The 18,122-nt window shown below is 57.1% G+C and carries 16 protein-coding genes and 2 tRNA genes; 11 read left to right on the forward strand and 7 right to left on the reverse strand.

Features of this window, described 5'->3' with window-relative positions; genetic code table 11:
- Positions 1-200: 200 nt before the first annotated feature.
- From AFE_RS16375 to AFE_RS10660, 6 genes are all read right to left on the reverse strand, one after another.
- Positions 201-581, reverse strand: a complete 381-nt coding sequence (locus tag AFE_RS16375; protein WP_041646431.1) for a hypothetical protein — start codon at positions 579-581, stop codon at positions 201-203.
- Positions 568-1,050 carry a phosphohistidine phosphatase SixA gene (sixA, locus tag AFE_RS10640; protein WP_009568083.1) on the reverse strand — a complete coding sequence of 161 codons (483 nt, stop codon included), beginning with the start codon at positions 1,048-1,050 and terminating at the stop codon, positions 568-570. The genes AFE_RS16375 and sixA overlap by 14 nt, the downstream gene beginning before the upstream one ends.
- A 104-nt stretch (positions 1,051-1,154) precedes the next feature.
- Positions 1,155-1,241 (reverse strand) — tRNA-Leu (locus AFE_RS10645).
- A 92-nt stretch (positions 1,242-1,333) separates the two neighbouring features.
- Positions 1,334-1,870: a Slp family lipoprotein gene (locus AFE_RS10650; RefSeq protein ID WP_012537117.1), complete on the reverse strand. Its 537-nt coding sequence runs from the start codon at positions 1,868-1,870 to the stop codon at positions 1,334-1,336.
- A gap of 116 nt (positions 1,871-1,986) precedes the next feature.
- Positions 1,987-3,258, reverse strand: coding sequence for an ATP-binding protein (locus AFE_RS10655; protein ID WP_012607383.1), 1,272 nt, complete (start codon positions 3,256-3,258; stop codon positions 1,987-1,989).
- 20 nt (positions 3,259-3,278) lie between these two features.
- Entirely contained in the window at positions 3,279-3,959 is a 681-nt protein-coding gene (locus AFE_RS10660) for a response regulator (protein WP_009566809.1), read from the reverse strand.
- Positions 3,960-4,531: 572 nt separating this feature from the next.
- On the opposite strand from AFE_RS10660, the gene orn reads away from it, so the two are divergent.
- The 11 genes from orn to AFE_RS10715 all read left to right on the forward strand — a co-directional run bounded on the left by orn (position 4,532) and on the right by AFE_RS10715 (position 17,066).
- Positions 4,532-5,116, forward strand: a complete 585-nt coding sequence (gene orn / locus AFE_RS10665) for an oligoribonuclease (protein ID WP_012537119.1) — start codon at positions 4,532-4,534, stop codon at positions 5,114-5,116.
- Positions 5,117-5,262: 146 nt separating this feature from the next.
- The gene (locus AFE_RS10670) at positions 5,263-6,351 is read left to right on the forward strand and encodes an LLM class flavin-dependent oxidoreductase (RefSeq protein ID WP_012537120.1); all 1,089 of its coding nucleotides are present in this window, start codon (positions 5,263-5,265) and stop codon (positions 6,349-6,351) included.
- A complete protein-coding gene (locus AFE_RS10675) occupies positions 6,351-7,313 on the forward strand; it encodes an SDR family oxidoreductase (RefSeq protein WP_012537121.1) in 963 nt (320 codons plus the stop codon). The genes AFE_RS10670 and AFE_RS10675 overlap by 1 nt, the downstream gene beginning before the upstream one ends.
- A gap of 21 nt (positions 7,314-7,334) precedes the next feature.
- The gene (locus tag AFE_RS10680; protein WP_012537122.1) at positions 7,335-8,225 is read left to right on the forward strand and encodes a diiron oxygenase; all 891 of its coding nucleotides are present in this window, start codon (positions 7,335-7,337) and stop codon (positions 8,223-8,225) included.
- Positions 8,226-8,284: 59 nt separating this feature from the next.
- A complete protein-coding gene (locus AFE_RS10685) occupies positions 8,285-9,916 on the forward strand; it encodes an alpha-D-glucose phosphate-specific phosphoglucomutase (protein WP_012537123.1) in 1,632 nt (543 codons plus the stop codon).
- Positions 9,917-9,931: 15 nt separating this feature from the next.
- A complete protein-coding gene (locus AFE_RS10690) occupies positions 9,932-10,294 on the forward strand; it encodes a YtxH domain-containing protein (RefSeq protein ID WP_009561011.1) in 363 nt (120 codons plus the stop codon).
- A 34-nt stretch (positions 10,295-10,328) separates the two neighbouring features.
- Positions 10,329-10,405 (forward strand) — tRNA-Pro (locus AFE_RS10695).
- 18 nt (positions 10,406-10,423) lie between these two features.
- On the forward strand, positions 10,424-12,967 hold the full coding sequence (gene mgtA / locus AFE_RS10700; protein ID WP_012537124.1) for a magnesium-translocating P-type ATPase: 2,544 nt from the start codon (positions 10,424-10,426) through the stop codon (positions 12,965-12,967).
- A 257-nt stretch (positions 12,968-13,224) separates the two neighbouring features.
- Entirely contained in the window at positions 13,225-13,815 is a 591-nt protein-coding gene (locus tag AFE_RS10705; protein ID WP_012537125.1) for a cytochrome b, read from the forward strand.
- Positions 13,816-14,554: 739 nt separating this feature from the next.
- A complete protein-coding gene (locus AFE_RS10710; RefSeq protein ID WP_012537126.1) occupies positions 14,555-15,349 on the forward strand; it encodes a COG4705 family protein in 795 nt (264 codons plus the stop codon).
- Positions 15,350-15,749: 400 nt separating this feature from the next.
- Positions 15,750-17,066 (forward strand): MFS transporter, encoded by a 1,317-nt coding sequence (locus AFE_RS10715; RefSeq protein ID WP_012537127.1) that lies wholly within the window; start codon positions 15,750-15,752, stop codon positions 17,064-17,066.
- Here the strand turns inward: AFE_RS10715 and AFE_RS15740 are convergent.
- A complete protein-coding gene (locus tag AFE_RS15740) occupies positions 16,948-17,874 on the reverse strand; it encodes a LysR substrate-binding domain-containing protein (RefSeq protein ID WP_012537128.1) in 927 nt (308 codons plus the stop codon). The genes AFE_RS10715 and AFE_RS15740 overlap by 119 nt on opposite strands.
- Positions 17,875-18,122: the final 248 nt, after the last annotated feature.

The following is an 18,122-nucleotide window of genomic DNA, read 5'->3' on the forward strand; positions in this document are numbered from 1 at the left end:
ACGCAGATTGTTGCATGAACTTTTATTCTAACGTGCAACGCCTAAGTGCAGGTCGATAGCGGTAGAGAAATTCGGAGAGTTCTGGAACAGTCACTTTGAAATACAGGTTGCCGCAAAAAAACAGAGTCGGTATGGAGCACATCCAGGGAAAAATCAACGCAAGTCCTTTTCAGGTTTAGCTGTCTCAACCCGGTTCTTCGTCATTTCAAGCCCGGGCCTTCATCCACCTCTGCGATGCCGTTCGCTGCATCGAATTGGCCGTCGATCATCCTACGGCACCTGGTGAGCGGGTCCGGGTTTTCAATCAGACCACCGAGACCCATCGTGTTCGGGATTTGGCGCGATTGATCCATACCCTGACCGACATCCCCGTGGAATTTGTGGATAATCCCCGCAACGAGCGGGTCGAGAATGAATTGCGGGTGGCAAAACCAGGGCCTGCGGAATCTGGGACTGGAGACCGTCACTCGCTCAGCATTGCCAGAATTAACAGCATTTTTAGAATTACTCACCGCACCCAATGCGGGTGTCCAAAGTCGGCTTAGGATCTTGGTCACGCTTCCCGGCTCAATGGTCTGCAAGGCCAGCCAGCGCCTTGGGATGGGCATACCAGCGCAGCATACCGCTCAACGCGTTGTCCTCATCCAGGTCCACCGCCAGCGCCGCTGCGGTCTTGATCGGCAACACGGCACCCGTGAGGCGTTCCGCCCAGTTTCCCAGATGGGGCTGATGACCGACCAGGATCAAGGCCTTGGGCTGGGGATCCAGATCCCGCCAATCGCTGGCGAGAACCTCCAGATCGCCCGCCGCTATGGCGTCGTGCTCCCGAATCTTTTTAACCGCAAAGGCATTGGCTAGGATATCGGCGGTCTGGCGAGCACGTGGCAAAGGGCTGGTCCAGATCACCACCTTCCCTGACACGCAAAGTCGCAATCCTTTCGCCATCCCCTTTACCGTCGAACGTCCTGTAGTGGTCAGTTCCCGCTCAAGATCAGATGGCCGCGCCGCCGGGTCTTCCGCCTTGCCATGCCGCACCAACACGAGTTGCATCACCTACTCCTCCTCCGAACCAAAGCAAACCATGGCGAACGGAAAACCCGCTAAAAAAGAAAAGGCGTTCGTGAACTTCCACGAACGCCTACCAACTTAAATAATGGTACCGAGAGTCGGACTCGAACCGACACGATGTCACCACCACCGGATTTTGAGTCCGGCGCGTCTACCAGTTCCGCCATCCCGGCAAAATACCAAGCCATATTGTAAAGCGTCTGGCCGCCCCAGGCAAGACGCATCGGACTCACCCGGTGCGCGGGAAACCGAGAGGTCGGGCTCCTCACCAACCCCATGGGCCCCACGGACCCCACGGACCCCACGGCCCCCAGGGCCCGCCGTACCAACCACCGTTGATAAACACCGTACGCGTAGCGGGTTCTGGTACCTCCACCGGCCATAAATACACCGTGCTGGCCTGCAGTTGGGGATAGGGATAATCATACCCGCCGACCTTTTCCGCTTGCACCCCGGTCACGGTACCAATAAAAGTAAGCTCCCGTCCCGCCGCGTAGAGCACCGGGTCGTAGAACCCGGGCGCACAGGCAATAAACCGCCCTTCATCCGATTTTTCCCCACCCTTGTAAGGCCGTCCATCCTGACGCAGTGGCAGCGCCATTACCGTAAAGCACGTCTCCTGAGCCTTCGGCTGCGCTTTGATGAGTGTTCCGCCCCAACGCACCAGCTTGCCGTTTTCCGCCCCTGTTTGCGCCTGACGCGGCGTAACGGACGGGAACTGCCCGCTCACCGGCGTTACCGTCGCGCACCCCCCCAGAGCCAGCGCCACGATCATACCTGTCAAGACCTTCGATATGTTCATTTCACCCTCCTGCAGCATCGCCATCGTTGACCGGTAAGCACCTCAGTATAGACCATCTTTCCGGGAATATTACTGCGTAAAACCAAGCGCCTGCAGGATGCCCCCAACCGGAACGGTCATGCGGTCCAGGACAATTCCGCGCAGAGCCCACCGCCGACGGCGTTGAAGAGGCGCAGGCGCATTCCCTGCGCCTCTGCGAGCTGACGGGCGATGGCGAGACCCAGGCCACTGCCCTCCCCATGTCCCCGGGCATCATCCAGGCGGATAAAAGGCTCAAAAACGGTCTCTAGATCCGCCTCCGGAACCCCTGGCCCCTCATCGCAAAGGCGCAACTGGGTGCGTCCCTGAGTTTTCTGGAACTCCGCCCTCACCCTCCCGCCGCCGTAACGCAGCGCATTGTCCAGCAAGTTGGACAGCAAGCGGCGCAGTGCCTCCCGATCCCCCCGGAAGGGATAACGGCGCGGCAAAGTCGCCTGCCAGTGGCCACCCTCCCTTTCAAAATCCGCTCCCACCTCGGCCAGCAGCACCATCAGATCAAAATCCGCGACCTTCGCCGACATACCGCGCCCCAACGCCAGCGATTGGGCCAGTAGTGCATCCATTCGCTCGATATCCTGCAGCATACCTTCCCGCAGGTGCTGCGGGGTGTTGTCCGGCAGCAACTCCCAGGCCATGCGCAGACGCGCCAGCGGCGAACGCAGATCATGGGAGATTCCGGTCAGCAGCAACGACTGATGGTTGATCATCGCCTGCAAACGGGTTCGCAGGTTGGCGAAGATGTTGAGGATGTTCTGGAACTCATAAGCACCGCCATGGGGCAGACTCGGCAGAGGGGCCTTCAGCGATCCGCGCAAGGCTTCCGAAATCACCTCCAAAGGCCGCAAGACCCGGCGTACCAGAATCATGGTCAGTACCAACAGCGCCAACGTAGAAAAAACAATCACAAAAATCATGGCGACGGGGAGGGAGGAAACAAGTCGTCGACGATCAAAATATACCCAGATATTGTGTCCACCGATGGGAACGGGTACCCAGAAGGTATGGGTACTTCCTCCCAGTACATAGACCGCAGCAGGTGCACCCAGGCGGCGGGAGAGTGCCCGGCTCAGCAGCCAGCTATAGATGTGACCATGGGTATGGGATACCGAACGATCCAGATGTTTGGCAATCTCCATTCCGTTATCTGCCCGCAAACTGGTTAAGAAAGCAGGACGATCTTCGGGTGACAGTTCTGTATAGGTTTTCGCGCTGATCACAATCAATCCGGCGAGATCTTCCGCTGAACGTTCAGCCAAGGGATACAGCACCGTGGCAACGACTATCAACAGCGTCAGAATCTGTAGAACGACGATACCCAGCCCCAGGGTCCACGCCGTCTGGGAAAACAATCTGCGCCCACCCTGTGAACTCATGAGGACGGAGTGAAGCGGTATCCGGCGCCACGCTCGGTTTGCAAAAAGCGGGGTTGTCGGGGATTTTCTTCAATCACCTTGCGCAGGCGCGTCACCCGGACGTCAATACTGCGATCAAAACGGCCATCTTCCTCTCCGCCCAGCAATTGCAGTAACAAATCGCGGCTGAGTATCCGGCGTGGTCGCTGTGCAAAGACCAGGAGCAGATCCATCTCTGCAGGATTCACATCGACCTCGGCATCACCCCGATAGAGTCGCCTCTCCGCCACATGCAGACAGAAGTCGCCAAAGCTGAGTTTGTCGCTGCCCTCGTCTTTCCCGCTGCGGCGTAGCAGCACCCGCAGCCGCGCCAGCAACTCCCGCGCATTGAATGGCTTGGCCAGATAGTCATCCACGCCGCTTTCCAGCCCGAGAATACGCTCGTCCTCCTCACCACGGGCGGACAGCATCAGAATGGGAGGTCCCGCCTTGCTGCGCAGGTCTTTGGCGAGGCTGATGCCGTCCTGCCCCGGCAGCATCCAGTCCAGCACGATGACATCCACCGGCCCCGCCGCCAGTTGTTGGCGCATCTGCTGCCCATTGGCGGCGAGCAGTACGGCGAGGCCCTGGGCCTGAAGAAACTCCCGCAGCATCTCTGCAAGCCGCCGATCATCATCCACTATCAAAACGACTGCCATCCCGGCCTCACAATATCCTGAAAACGGGTACCGTCCTGCATCAGGATACCAAGCCAGCAGGACGACGCTTTCCGGAAATATTCTCGAAATATGGTGGATACACTATACACCACAGGCAGCATCGGTATCCAAACCAAAAGATTGAGCGGAGCGAATAAGTCGGGCAGTCCAAGCCATCTCAGATGTCGGACAGATGGGCTGCGATACGAGTTTTGTAGCGGTTGTTTTGCGGCTATTAGACGGACCTTTGGTCCGTCTTTTTTATTCCTGGACCTAAAACGGCAGGTGGATCCGGCACCATTCTGCCCAGAAAATCATTTTCTACCGGAAATATTCCAGAAACAAAGGGTCCGTAGTCTACATTCCATGGCGCGGGGCCAAGGCCCAACCCATTCTAAGATGGGGGATCGCCCGACAGGATTTAGCGCACTGACGACCAAGGGCCGCAGTGCTTAGTTTGAAATGGTTTTGTAGCGGTTGTTTTGCGGCTATTAGACGGACCTTTGGTCCGTCTTTTTTTATGTCCCGAAAGCGATGGTATACTAGGCCCGTTCGCTCATCAAGGATGTCGCATGGACCCCAAAGCACACCGCCTCATCTGGATCGATCTGGAGATGACAGGTCTGCATCCGGGACAGGATCAGATTCTGGAAATCGCCACGCTGGTCACGGACGATAGTCTGCGGATTCTCTGCGAAGGCCCGGTACTGGCCGTCCATCAACCCGAATTCGTGCTCGCGGCGCTGGATGACTGGAACCAGCGTACCCACAGTACTTCGGGCCTCCTGCAGCGGGTCCGCGACAGCCGCCTGGATATGGCCGCCGCAGAAACCCAAACTCTGGACTTCCTGCACCAGCATGTTACCACCGGCACATCACCGATGTGCGGCAACAGCGTATGTCAGGATCGCCGATTTTTAGCCCGCCTGATGCCGCGGCTGGAACGTTTTTTTCACTATCGGATGATCGATGTGAGCACCGTCAAGGAACTCGCCACCCGCTGGTATCCGCACCTACCCAAATTTTCCAAGGCCGAGCGCCACGAAGCGCTGGCCGATATTCGCGAATCTGTTGCCGAACTCGCTTATTATCGCGAACGACTTTTCCCGCAGACACCTTTTCCAGGCTCTGGGGCTGGAAACTCCGCAACTGAATAGGCGCCGATAGTTGGCTCGCCTACCACCGCGGCTTCTTTGCCGATACGGTGCGGATGCAACCACACCAATGTTAAGATGGCTGCTTGCAGCCGGTCGGCAACCTGGCGCGGGGTGGATGCGGCATTTATTTTGGAGGCTCCAACGCGGTGGATATTGATCTCTTTTACGAACTCGCCGTACCCGCCCATATGGGTCGCAGTGAGGCTCAGGTTTATCATGAAACGCTGGATGAACTCAGCCTCGCCGATACCCTGGGTTTCCACGGCGCGTGGTTGGTGGAACACCATTTCATGCGGGAATACTCACACTCCAGTGCTCCAGAAACGGTCCTTGCCGCCGCCAGCCAGCGTACCCGGAATCTGCGTCTCGGGCACGCCGTCGTCGTCCTGCCCTACAATCACGCCATCCGGGTTGCGGAACGCGCCGCCGCCTTGGATATTCTCAGCCATGGCCGTCTGGAGATGGGCATCGGGCGAGGGTTTTCTCCCAAGGAATATCAGATTTTTGGCAATCGGATGGCGGACAGCAGGCTACACCTGCAGGAGGGGCTGCAAATCCTTCGCCAGGCCGGCGGTGGTGCTTTCAGCCATCACGGAAAACTCTACGACTTCAGTGATCTGGACATTCTTCCCAAGCCTCTCCAGCAGCCCCACCCTCCCCTGTGGGCGGCCGCCGTGAGTCCGGCAACTTTCCAGTGGGCGGCACAAGAGGCCATTGGCGTGCTTTCCGGGCCATTCAAACCCTGGTTCCTGATCAAACAGGATCTGCGTGCCTATAAAAAGACCTGGCGAGAGCACCACGGAGACGGCCCCGTGCAGGCGGGCCAAAATGGGAACTTCGCCATGACCATAGGTTGTTTATGTTTGGAAGATGCGGCCGAGGCGCGTCGGCTGGCGGAAGGTTTCACCTGGTACTACCAGCGACTCCTGGATCAGACGCGACCGGTTCTGGTACAGCTGCGCGAGAGCTATGAATACTACCATCGCCTCGGCTTTCTGGAGCCGCTGCTGCGCCGCGGCCTCAGCCTGCAACTGCTGGAGACCATGGGCATGGTCGTCGTCGGTGACCCCGACACCTGTCGTCGGCGGCTGGCCCGTTATGCCCGGGCAGGGGTAAATCGCCTGATTCTGGCCGTAGGTGCCGGGATGGTCCCCAGCGAGGTCACCCAGCGCTCGCTGCGCCTGCTGGCCGATGAGGTACTGCCGGCCCTGCGCACCTCCCCCTCCCCCCACTGATGCAGGTGCTGGTCACCGGCGCTGCGGGGCATACGGCGGCGGCTCTGCTGCCGGCCTTGCTCGCTTGGCCGTATATCCGCCGGATTATCGCCCTGGACCGACGGCCGCCGGCATTGCAGCATCCCAAACTATATTACCTGCCTCTGGATATCCGTGACCCACAACTGGCGGAGCACCTGACCGGAGTGGATTGCGTCATCCATCTTGCCTTTATGGTGCTCAGCCCTCGCCTTGGACCACAACAGCGCTGGCGTGCGGAAATGCGCCAGGTCAATCTTGATGGCAGTCAGCACCTGTTCCTTGCGGCCGCGGATGCCGGTGTACCGCAAGTCGTCTATTCCGGCAGTGTGGCCGCCTATGGCGCCTGGCCGGACAATCCGGTGCCCATTGGCGAGAACCAACCTTGCCGGCCGGTACCCGGTTTTGCCTACAGTGAGGACAAGGCCGCACTGGAGCAGTGGCTGGACGGGTTCACGGCTGCTCAGAAAAAAACCGCTGTCACCCGCCTGCGCTTGCACGCCATTATCGGTCTCCATGGGCAGGCCCTGGTGAATGAGATTGCGACGAGCCCTTACGGACTGCGACTAAGCAATCCGGACCTGCCCATCCAGTGTCTCCATGAAGATGACGCGGCCAGCGCAATACTGGCCGCGCTCCGTTATGGGCAGGATGGCATCTTCAACATCGCGGCGCCTGATCCCATTCCCTGGTCCAGCATTCCCCGCCGTTGGCAGTTGCCCCTCTCACCCACGCAAATGCACGGTCTGCACAGGTGGCTGCGGCCCCTCAGCACCCGCCTTGGTGATCCCGGCTGGCTGCAGGTGCTGGAAAATCCATTGATCGTCGATATTTCCAGCGCCCGGCAGAAATTGAAATGGCAGCCCCGCTATGACGTGCGTCACGCGATAAACCAGGTGCGTGATGCCTGCGGACAGAGCCCGATACACCCTTGGAGCGGCTGAGCGTCCGTGGCAGAATGGCGTATGAACTTTGCTCATCATATTCCTGCGCAAGCGCAGATCCAGCGGCACCATGACGCCTTGGTCAACCGGCTCAGCGAGCACAGCAGTCACTACCGGGACCCGGTCCAGACGGTCCCCTGGGAAAGCCTCGACGCGGAAACAGCTTGGCTCCCGGAAGAGTTGCTGTCCTTGTATGGGTTGCCTGAATACTCACAGTTGAGTCCGGAGGAGCGTATCCGCCTTTCCCAGGTCGAGTTCGTCTCCTTTTGCGAGTTGGGCTTGTGGCTGGAAGCACTCTTCATCCAACGCCTTGGCGCCAACTCACTCCAGGAGATGTACCGCGACCCGGTCAGTTACCACTATCAGTTGCACGAACTGCGGGAAGAAGTGGGGCACAGCCTTATGTTTCTGGAGCTACAGCGACGTTCCCAGCGTTCCTTCATGACACCGCTGAGCCAACGCCCGCCACTGGCGCGTCTTTTCGCCCGCTACGCGCCAGAAGGCTCGGCCGCTTTCTGGGCTACCATCCTCATCGGCGAGAACGTACCCGATCGCGTAAATCGTATTATCTTTGCCCACAAAGAATTACCCGCTGCGGTGCTGACCATCACCCATGTGCATATGCGCGAAGAAGCCCGCCATATGGCCTTCGCGCGTACCACTATCCAGATGCGCAGCCAGGCCATGAGCCGGGCGAAAAAACTTCTGATCAGCCCTGTCCTGCGCGAGGTTTTCCGGCAGTTTTTGCGGACCTGCTTCTTCCCGTCCGAACAGGTCTATGCAGCAGCCGGGCTGAGCAATCCCCGGATCTGGGTGCGGCGTGCGCGCCGCAATCCACACCGTATCGAACTGATGAACCAGTGTGCGCTTCCCAGCCGGGATTTCCTGCGCACCCAGGGCTTTGCCTTGTGATCCGCGCTTTCCTGCTATAGTTTGAGAGTTGACGTCCCACTTGACCACCGAGGTGTGCCATGGCGGTATTGCAGATTGCGACCCGGCCCTTTGCCGACCAACGCCCCGGCACCTCCGGCCTGCGTAAAAAGGTCAAAGTTTTTCAGCAGCCGCATTACCTTGAAAATTTCGTGCAATCCATCTTCAACGCCATTCCCGATCGTGCCGGGAAAACCTTGGTGCTCGGCGGTGACGGGCGGTTTTATAACCGCGAAGCCATACAGATCATCCTCCGGATGGCAGCGGGCAATGGCTGGGGCAAGGTCGTTGTGGGCCGTGGTGGGCTCTTCTCCACGCCTGCGGTCTCTACCGTCATCCGCGCCCGCGGCGCCCACGGCGGCATCATCCTGAGCGCCTCCCATAACGCGGGGGGCCCCGACCAGGACTTTGGCATCAAGTACAATACGGCCAATGGCGGTCCCGCTCCGGAAAAGCTCACCGACGCCATCTGGACCGCGAGCAGGTCCATCCAGGGCTATCAGATACTGGACGGCGCGGACGTCGACATTGACCACGCTGCCACTTTTTGGCTGGGCGACATGCAGATAGAAGTCTGTGACCCGGTAGCCGAGTATGCAGAACTGATGGCCCGCATTTTTGATTTTGACGCGCTGAAACGACTCATGCAGGGGCCTTTCCGGATGCGTTTCGATGCCCTGCATGCCATTACCGGACCCTATGCCCATGAGATTTTTGAAAAGCAGCTCGGGGCACCGGCAGGCACGGTGGTCAACGGCACCCCCCTCACGGATTTTGGGGGCGGTCATCCCGATCCGAATCTGGTTTACGCCAAGCCCCTGGCCGACGAACTCTTCGCAGAGAACGCACCCGACTTTGGCGCCGCATCCGATGGAGATGGGGACCGCAACATGATCCTGGGACGCCATTTTTTTGTGACCCCCAGCGATTCACTCGCGGTACTTGCGGCACATGCCACCGCAATCCCCGCTTACCGTCATGGTCTCAAAGGCATCGCCCGTTCCATGCCCACCAGCCAGGCTGCGGATGTGGTGGCTGAGGCCCTGGGTATCGCCCATTATGAAACGCCCACCGGCTGGAAATTCTTTGGTAACCTGCTGGATGCGGGCAAAATCACCTTTTGCGGCGAGGAAAGTTTTGGTACCGGGTCGGATCACATCCGTGAAAAAGACGGACTCTGGGCCGTATTGGCCTGGCTCTCGGTGATCGCCCATACCGGACAACCGGTGGCGGAGATCGTCACCCGGCACTGGCAGCGTTTCGGGCGTCATTACTACACCCGCCACGATTACGAAAATCTTCCGGCGGAAATCGGGGAACAGATCATGCACAGCATTGCCGCCCAATTGCCGGTGCTCCCTGGTCAGACCCTGGCGGGACGGGAGATCCTCATTGCGGATGACTTTGCCTATGCCGACCCCATCGACGGCAGTGTCAGCGCGCATCAGGGCCTGCGTCTGCTCTTTGCCGACGGTGCCCGGCTGATATTCCGCCTGTCGGGTACCGGAACCGAAGGTGCCACCTTGCGTATTTATCACGAGCATCTGGAGAAAGACCCGCTGCGCCAGCACCAGGATCCGCAACGTACCCTGCGCGATCTGATCCAGGTCGGCAGGAATCTCAGCCGACTCGAAACCCTCACGGGTCGCAAGACCCCCACTGTCATCACCTGATATAGGAGACTGATCATGATGAATTTTGAAAACGACGGCGACAACGGCATGGGCTACAGCGCCCTGGGGATCGCCCTGCTGGCGGGTGCGGTAGCGGGCGCGGTCACGGCTCTGCTCTTCGCTCCGCAGACAGGTGACCGCACTCGCGAACAATTGCGGCAGCAGGCCAATCGGGCCTGGGATCGCGTCGTCGCGTCGCGTGAGCGGATAAATGAGCGAGTTGAGGAACTGCTCGATACCATTGCCATTTATAGCGAAGAACTGGTGCAGAAGGGCAAGGAACTGAGTGACAAAGAGCGCCAACGCCTGAATGACGGTATTGCTCTCGCCCGCGGCGAACTGGACCGTCTGCGCCGTCGTCTCTCTCGCCTCGATTGACCGCAGCGGGGCGAGCGGCTATTCTCCTCCGCGACGGGGCGTAGCGCAGCTTGGTAGCGCGCCTGCTTTGGGAGCAGGATGTCGTAGGTTCGAATCCTATCGCCCCGACCAATCAAAGCAAAGTGAGCCATGTCTGAGCCCACGGAAGTGGAAGCGGCCTTTTGGCGACAACCTTTGCCAAACCTTTTTCATGCGCTCCATACCAGCCCTCGTGGCTTAACAACGGAAGAAGCCGCTTCGCGATTGACGTCTTTCGGCCTGAACGCACTACGACCCGCGCTGCGCGGCACGCTCCTCCGGCTGTTTCTCTCCCGTTTTCGCAATCCCCTGGTCATTATCCTTCTGGTCGCCAGCGCGATTTCTGCCGTGACAGGCGACAGGGCCAGCTTCCTGATCATCAGCGCCATGGTGTTGATGAGCGTGGCCTTGGACACCGTGCAGGAATACCGCGCTGGGCAGGCGGCCGAGCGACTCAAGCGATCCGTCGCCGTGCACGCCACGGTCCTGCGTGATGGTCGCCCGCGTGACATTCCGATTTTCGAGGTGGTGCCAGGAGATGCGGTGCTGCTGACCGCAGGTGATTCGGTCCCCGCAGACGGGCGACTCATCGAGGCACGGGATTTTTTTGTCAACCAGGCGCTCCTCACCGGCGAGCCGTACCCGGTGGAAAAGCATGCGATCGAACTTTCCGGCGAGGCAGATCTGGATACCGCCGATAATGCAGCCTTCATGGGCACATCCGTCATCAGCGGCAAGGCGACCATCCTGGTCTGCCGCACCGGCCTGGGCACCGCCCTCGGCGAGATCGCCGACAGCCTGGCCAGCAAACCGCCCCCCACTTCCTTCGAACGGGGCACACGCCAATTCGGCTTGCTGATCATGCGCCTAACGGTTTTTCTGGCGTTGTTCGCGCTTTTGGTCAACACCGCATTTCATCGCCCCCTGCTGGAGTCCTTTCTGTTCGCCGTCGCCCTGGCCGTAGGTCTCACGCCAGAACTTCTACCGATGATCGTTTCGGTTACCCTCGCGCGCGGGGCCATCCGGATGGCCCGGAAAAAGGTGATCGTGAAACGCTTGGCGTCGGTGCAGAATCTGGGGTCGATGGACGTGCTCTGCACGGACAAGACGGGAACACTCACCGAGGCGCACATCCGGCTTGAGCACCACGTGGACATCATGGGGCGGGAGAGCGAAGGGGTGCTGGAATTAGCTTATCTCAACAGCCACTTCGAGACTGGCCTCAAAAGCCCTCTGGACGATGCCATTCTCGCCCATCAGGAAATCAACGTCAGCGCCTGGCGAAAAATTGATGAAGCACCCTTCGATTTCGAGCGGCGGCGGGTCTCCGTGCTGGTGGAAAAAAACGATAGCCGGCTTCTGGTAGTGAAGGGTGCTCCCGAGGACGTCCTTCGACTTGCCGTGGCGTATGAGGCGGACGGGGTCCAAACGCCATTCGACGCACAGACTCGCAGTCGGGCAGAGGTGTTGTGCGACGAATGGGGACAGAAGGGCTTCCGGGTGCTCGGTATCGCCTGGCGACGAGTGCCACTTGACCATCCCCACGCCGTGGTGGGCGATGAAACCGAGTTGGTATTTGCCGGCTTTGCCGCTTTCCTGGATCCCCCGAAGGAAACGGCGGCCCGTGCGGTTGGCGATTTGGCCAAAAGCGGGGTGGCAGTGAAGATTGTCACTGGTGACAACGATCTGGTCACCCGTCACGTCTGTGCGCAAATCGGGCTGCCTGTGAGCAAGGTCCTGACCGGCGCCGAGATCCAGAAGATGGACGACTTTGCCCTGCAGGCGCTAGTGGAGGAGGCAAACCTATTTTGCCGCGTCACTCCCGCACAGAAAAACCGCGTTATCCTGGCCCTCAAAGCACGTCACCACGTCGTGGGTTTTCTTGGCGACGGCATCAACGACGCCCCCTCGCTCCATTCCGCAGATGTGGGGATATCCGTGGACGGCGCGGTGGACGTGGCCAAGGATGCAGCGGACATGATCCTGCTCGAACGCGACCTCGATGTGTTGTACGAAGGCATTCGAGAAGGACGACGCACCTTCGGTAACGTATTGAAGTATATCATGATGGGCACCAGTTCCAATTTTGGGAACATGTTCAGCATGGCTGGTGCCACCCTGATCATCCCGTTTTTGCCCATGCTGCCGGTACAGATCCTGCTCAACAACTTCCTTTACGACCTCTCGGAGGTTCCGATCCCACTGGACAATGTAGATGAAAGCTATTTGTCGCACCCTCACGAGTGGGATATGGCCTTCATTCGCAACTTCATGATGGTGATCGGCCCGATCAGTTCGCTCTTCGACTTCCTCACTTTTTATATCATGTTGCACGTTTTCCATGCCGGTGAGGAGATGTTCCACACCGGCTGGTTCATCGAATCCATCGCCACCCAGGTTCTGGTAATATTCGTCATTCGTACCCGCTTCAATCCTTTGACCAGCCGTCCGCACCCTTTGCTGGCGGGAACATCATTAACCGTGGTCGCTGTGGCCGCCCTGCTGCCTTTGACCCCGATAGGCGCCACGCTGGGATTTGTGGCACTGCCGTTGGATTTCTTCGCGATACTTATGGCCATGGTCGTCGTGTACCTGCTGGCGGTGGAAGGAGTGAAAAGATGGTTTTACCGACGCCTAGCAGCCCGTCGGTTTTAGCTTCGGGGTGCTACCGATTTCCGCCAAGGATTTCTTGAAATTGCTCATTTGGAGCCGATCTCGGTTCTTTTTGCCCTGGGCCCTAACGTATAGCGCACAAGGAGGACTACCGGAATCCCGTCACCGATTTGATAATACCGAAGACGGGCCCTATGCCCTGTTGTTCCAAAGTGGCATTGCTATGGCAAACTCCTGTAAAATGCGGCTGCGCCGAGTCCCGGCTAAGGAATGGCACATATCAGAAAGAGGGAAGCGAAATGAACGAGAATGCGGCATTACTGAACAAAGAGGCACCGGACTCAGGTGGAGATCTACCCGTGCGCTATGACCGGACAACCATCATTCTGCATTGGCTAACCGTGGTTCTGGTCGTCGTACTCTTTGCCCTGGCCGAAATCTGGGATTTTCTCGAGCATGGGGCGCCGCTCCGGAAGGAATTCCAGTCCCTTCATATTTCACTGGGCATCCTGCTGACGGTGGTGCTCATAATACGGCTGGGCTGGCGTACCACACGCGGCACGCGCATGCCGGCGGCGACAAACTTGCAGGAAAGGCTGGCGAAAGGGATGCAACATGTGCTCTACCTCCTGCTGGCGGTACAGGTAGCGCTTGGTTTTCTGCTGCGCTGGGCACAGGCGGAATCCTTCACATTCTTCGGGCTCTTGTCCCTGCAGTTTGCGACTGTCAAAAATCGCGTCCTGGAACACACCTTCGGCAACTTCCACAACATCATTGCCTGGACCATCATTATCCTCGCCGGTCTGCATGCTGCGGCGGCACTGATGCACCACTACATCCTCAAGGATGACACGCTGGAACGGATACTCCCGAGAAAAACCGGCCGTTAGTCGCCTGCGCACGGCGTTTTCCGGTCAATTCCACCGCGGACCCCCTGGAACAAACCCGGCGCCAATGCGCCGGGAGGACCGTGGCCAATCCTCCTCACTCATGAGGGTTAGGCTACCGGGCAGACTGTAAAAAACCGTTTAACCTCAACGACAGAGTAGTCCTGCGCAGCGTCCCTGATTTCGATCTGGCAGGTCAGATTCCGGGGAAAGTCCAAATTGAAGATCATGGCCCGCTGCTTTGCGGCCTGAGCATCGAGCAGAGTCCCATTTGCCCGGCGCCGCATATCCCGTGCCGTGGCCGGGACCGCCCCCAGAGCGGCGGAGAAGCCCGCTCGCCTTCCTGATGGCGGGAGGCGGACCGAAAAGGGTCGAGCTGGCAGGCGATATTGCCAAACTGGTGCGTCACAACATGGAGAAGGATATCCACCATTTCCATCCGGCGGTGATAGGGAACTCATCGGGCAAATATCGGTCCATGAATCGTGGTTGCGGTATTCCCCCTGCGACCATTGTTTCTACGATTCTATATTTTTTGGTGAAATTCAGGAGGATTACCATGAGAAGCGACCCCACTCACCCTCCATGGAAGCGTCAGGTACTCACCCTCGCGAGTGTCGCCGTCTTGAAGACCACACCTTGATTCAAGGATAAACATAATCTCATCGAACCTGTACCGATAGTTGGCGGGCATAGCCATGCGTGACTTTGCTCGCTGCGCTTAGAAAAATAAGGAACGTCAATGACTACAGCCGCACTTAGCCCATCCAACGAAAAGAACGCCATGCTCAAGGTACCGAAGATCACCGTGTATTTCTGGATGGCGAAACTCCTGACCACCGCCATGGGAGAAGCCACGTCGGATTTTCTCGTTTTCCACACAAACCCCTATCTGGCCGTGGTGGGTTGTGGTTTGTTATTCCTGGCCGCTATCTGGCTGCAGATGCGGAGCAATCAATATACCGCACACTATTACTGGTTTGCCGTCATTATGGTGAGCATCTTCGGTACCCAAATAGCGGATGTCACCCATGTCGTGCTGGGCGTTCCCTATGACATCTCGACATCCGTTTTTCTGGTTGCCTTGATCGGGATTCTTGGCACCTGGAAACTCAAAGAGAAAACTCTTTCCATTCACAGTGTGCATACACCTCGGCGAGAGGCATTCTATTGGGCGACCATCGTAGCTACCTTTGCCCTTGGCACCGCCGCCGGTGACATGACAGCATCGAGCCTGGATTTAGGCTACCTTGGATCGGGCTTACTATTTGTCCTTTTGTTTGGCATTCCCGTCGTTGCATATTTCATGTTCGACCTCAATGAAATTGCCGCCTTCTGGATAGCCTATATCCTGACCAGGCCGCTGGGGGCTTCTTTCGCGGATTGGACAGACAAGCCGATAACGTTCGGTGGCCTTGGTCTTGGCACGGGCCCGGTGAGCATATCGCTGACGCTGGTCATTTTGATGCTGCTCATCTTCCTGATAATTTCCAGAGTAGATGACCCCAACCGAGCGCAAAAGATAGACGTACGCTAGCAATCTGCCGTTAAAAACCAAGATGTGTAATTGCTAGGCTATGAGCCCCTGAGAAAACATTTAATAGTCCAAAAAATGAACACTTATAAAGGCTTCGTCTCCGCCTATCACTTCTAGCCGATGATTGGTGTAGATACCCGTAAAGCCCATCGGATACCCAGATTTTTATCGGGATTGAAGAGCAGGCATCACCTTGCGGGTCATGCAGGGAAAAGTGTCTGATGTATCTGTCCGATGTAATTGTTGCTTAATATTGACTAAAGTCGGTGGATTAAAACCTTGTGATTGATATTTAATAAATATGGAAGCATATCCTAAACGCTCTGGTACCTGATTTTACGAAGGACTAGTATCCCTCAAGTCCTATTCGGCCTTGCCATGAGTCATTTTTCATTAGCCAATGCGAAAACAATCCCTGGTTCCCAGTCCACCGCCCTCTGAATCTTCCGCAAAAAATCATATTCGTCACGGCACCCGCTCATTTCGAAATACGAGCCTGGCGCTTTTCGCAGCAGGATTCGCCACATTCAGCATGATTTATTGTGTACAGCCCCTGATGCCTGCCTTCAGCAGAGAGTATGGAGTGGCCGCCACGAGTAGTGCTCTTTCCCTGTCTTTGACTACGGGGATTCTGGCTTTCACGATGCTCCTGGTCGGGAACTGGTCGGATCGTCTGGGACGTAAGCCAATCATGGTCTGGTCACTGTTCATGTCCGCATTTCTGGTGCTCGCCACGGGATTCGCTCCAAATTGGGATGTTTTTCTGCTGGCGCGGGCCTTGCTGGGCATCAGCATCAGTGGTTTGCCGGCAGTAGCTATGACGTATCTCAATGAGGAGGTACACGCGGACTCTATTGGCATAGGTATGGGGTTATATATCAGTGGAAGTGCAGTGGGTGGCATGTCAGGTCGGCTGGTTGCTGGCGTTTTGGCCAATTATTGGGGTTGGCATGTTGCCATTGTCAGCATCGGCGTCATCAGCTTGATCGCTGCCGTTCTGTTTGTTCGCAGCTTGCCAGATTCGCTGCACTTTTCCCCACAGCATGTGTCCTGGAACGGCAGAGTCCAGCAAATACGTATGTTGTTCAAAGATTCGGGGCTCCCTTGGTTGTTTGCGGAAGGCTTTTTCCTGATGGGCATTTTCGTGACCTTTTATAATTATCTGACTTATCGCCTGGTGACTTCTCCTTACGACTTCAGTCAGGCTCAGGTGGGACTGATCTTCAGCGTCTACGGGGTTGGTATTTTCAGCTCTCCAGTGATGGGACATATTGCCGGATGGGTGGGGCGTCGAAAAGTGCTGTGGATGGCTTTCGCGTTGGTGATTACTGGAGTCCTTCTCAGTTTTGCGGGGGCCGTATGGGCGATTATGCTCGGCACCATATTGTTGACTTTTGGTTTTTTTGGAGGACATTCCATTGTCAGCAGTTGGGTGGGTCGGAGAGCGCATGGAGCCAAGGCGCAGGCAGCATCATTGTATCTCTTTTTTTATTATCTGGGTTCGGCGGTACTGGGAAGTTCCGGAGGATATTTCTATTCTGGCTGGGGTTGGGATGGTGTGGCCGGGCTGCTGACTTTTCTGGCAGCATCTGGACTGCTCATCGCCTGGAAACTGCGTGCGCTGCCGCCTCTGACTTCAATATCGTCAATAACTGTCGGAGAAGCGGTGAATGGTCCCTACAACGGTAAACCACATGGATATCAGAACGCGCGCTAGGGGAGGACAGCGGTATGTAACACACGCTATCTTGCTGTAGATATGAATAGGAAACTGGAAGAATGGTAATCCCCAGACCTGCCGCTACCAATCCTATCATTGTCGATGCTTCCTGCACTTCCTGAACAATTCTGGGATTAAACCCGGCATCGTGGCAAATCTGATAAAACTGATTTCGTATGCCGGTACCGGCCGAGTCCGCAAAAATAATGAACTGCTCGTGGACCAGTTGTGCCGGATCAAGAGGTACAGACAGGGTTGGAGAAATCGGACAGAACGGGTGTTTGGCAGGTAGAACTGCTACGAGAGGATCGGCGTAGAGCATATGGGATTGAAGCATTGCAGGTAAATGCTGAACCCGCATAATACCCACCTGTATTTTTTCGTGGATCAATGCGTCTATTTGTTCGAGAGAATTCAACTCTTCCAGACCCAGATGCACGGACGGGAATTCTGTTCGAAACCGGAATATGGCTCTGGGGACCTGTTTTGCCAACATGGCTGAGCGGGTCATACCGATGTGCAGTTCACCTTTCTCTCCGCGTTCCACACTGCGCACATAGTCCACGGCACGATCCACTTGGACAAGAATGGCGCGGGCCTCTTTCAGAAAAGCCTCTCCTGCATCGGTTAGGGCCACCCGACGGTTAGTGCGTACAAGTAGCCGCGCTCCTAGCATTTCCTCAAGCGTGTGAATCTGTTGGCTGAGCGGCGGCTGGGAAATGCCCAAACGCTCTGCCGCGCGGCTGAAATGCAGATCTTCAGCCACTGCGATGAAGTAACGGAGATGGCGGAGTTCAAGTGACATTAATAATGAAGAGCCAACAATAAAAAGTTAAATAGACAGAATGCTTCAGTATATTTCTTGCTGATCGTGGCGGATTGATGTCCCATACCAAGTTACATGAGGCGCTCATAAGGTGGCCAAATATAACTCTAACCCTGTCCATTTCCCGTGGTCATGTCTCCCAATTTGCATGACCGCCTCTGTATTATCATGACCTGCTCCCACTGGTTCAAAAATGCCTGCACGCACTGGGGTGTTGGCGCGCACCC

It is taken from the genome of Acidithiobacillus ferrooxidans ATCC 23270 (assembly GCF_000021485.1).
GTDB classification, from domain to species: domain Bacteria; phylum Pseudomonadota; class Gammaproteobacteria; order Acidithiobacillales; family Acidithiobacillaceae; genus Acidithiobacillus; species Acidithiobacillus ferrooxidans.

Coding starts and splice junctions, on each gene's coding strand:
- sixA (WP_009568083.1), bottom strand. CDS start 1,050: ATGCAACTCGTGTTGGTGCGGCATGGCAAGGCGGAAGACCCGGCGGCG.
- AFE_RS10650 (WP_012537117.1), bottom strand. CDS start 1,870: ATGAACATATCGAAGGTCTTGACAGGTATGATCGTGGCGCTGGCTCTG.
- AFE_RS10660 (WP_009566809.1), bottom strand. CDS start 3,959: ATGGCAGTCGTTTTGATAGTGGATGATGATCGGCGGCTTGCAGAGATG.
- orn (WP_012537119.1), top strand. CDS start 4,532: ATGGACCCCAAAGCACACCGCCTCATCTGGATCGATCTGGAGATGACA.
- AFE_RS10675 (WP_012537121.1), top strand. CDS start 6,351: ATGCAGGTGCTGGTCACCGGCGCTGCGGGGCATACGGCGGCGGCTCTG.
- AFE_RS10680 (WP_012537122.1), top strand. CDS start 7,335: ATGAACTTTGCTCATCATATTCCTGCGCAAGCGCAGATCCAGCGGCAC.
- AFE_RS10685 (WP_012537123.1), top strand. CDS start 8,285: ATGGCGGTATTGCAGATTGCGACCCGGCCCTTTGCCGACCAACGCCCC.
- AFE_RS10690 (WP_009561011.1), top strand. CDS start 9,932: ATGATGAATTTTGAAAACGACGGCGACAACGGCATGGGCTACAGCGCC.
- mgtA (WP_012537124.1), top strand. CDS start 10,424: ATGTCTGAGCCCACGGAAGTGGAAGCGGCCTTTTGGCGACAACCTTTG.
- AFE_RS10705 (WP_012537125.1), top strand. CDS start 13,225: ATGAACGAGAATGCGGCATTACTGAACAAAGAGGCACCGGACTCAGGT.
- AFE_RS10710 (WP_012537126.1), top strand. CDS start 14,555: ATGACTACAGCCGCACTTAGCCCATCCAACGAAAAGAACGCCATGCTC.
- AFE_RS10715 (WP_012537127.1), top strand. CDS start 15,750: ATGCGAAAACAATCCCTGGTTCCCAGTCCACCGCCCTCTGAATCTTCC.
- AFE_RS15740 (WP_012537128.1), bottom strand. CDS start 17,874: ATGTCACTTGAACTCCGCCATCTCCGTTACTTCATCGCAGTGGCTGAA.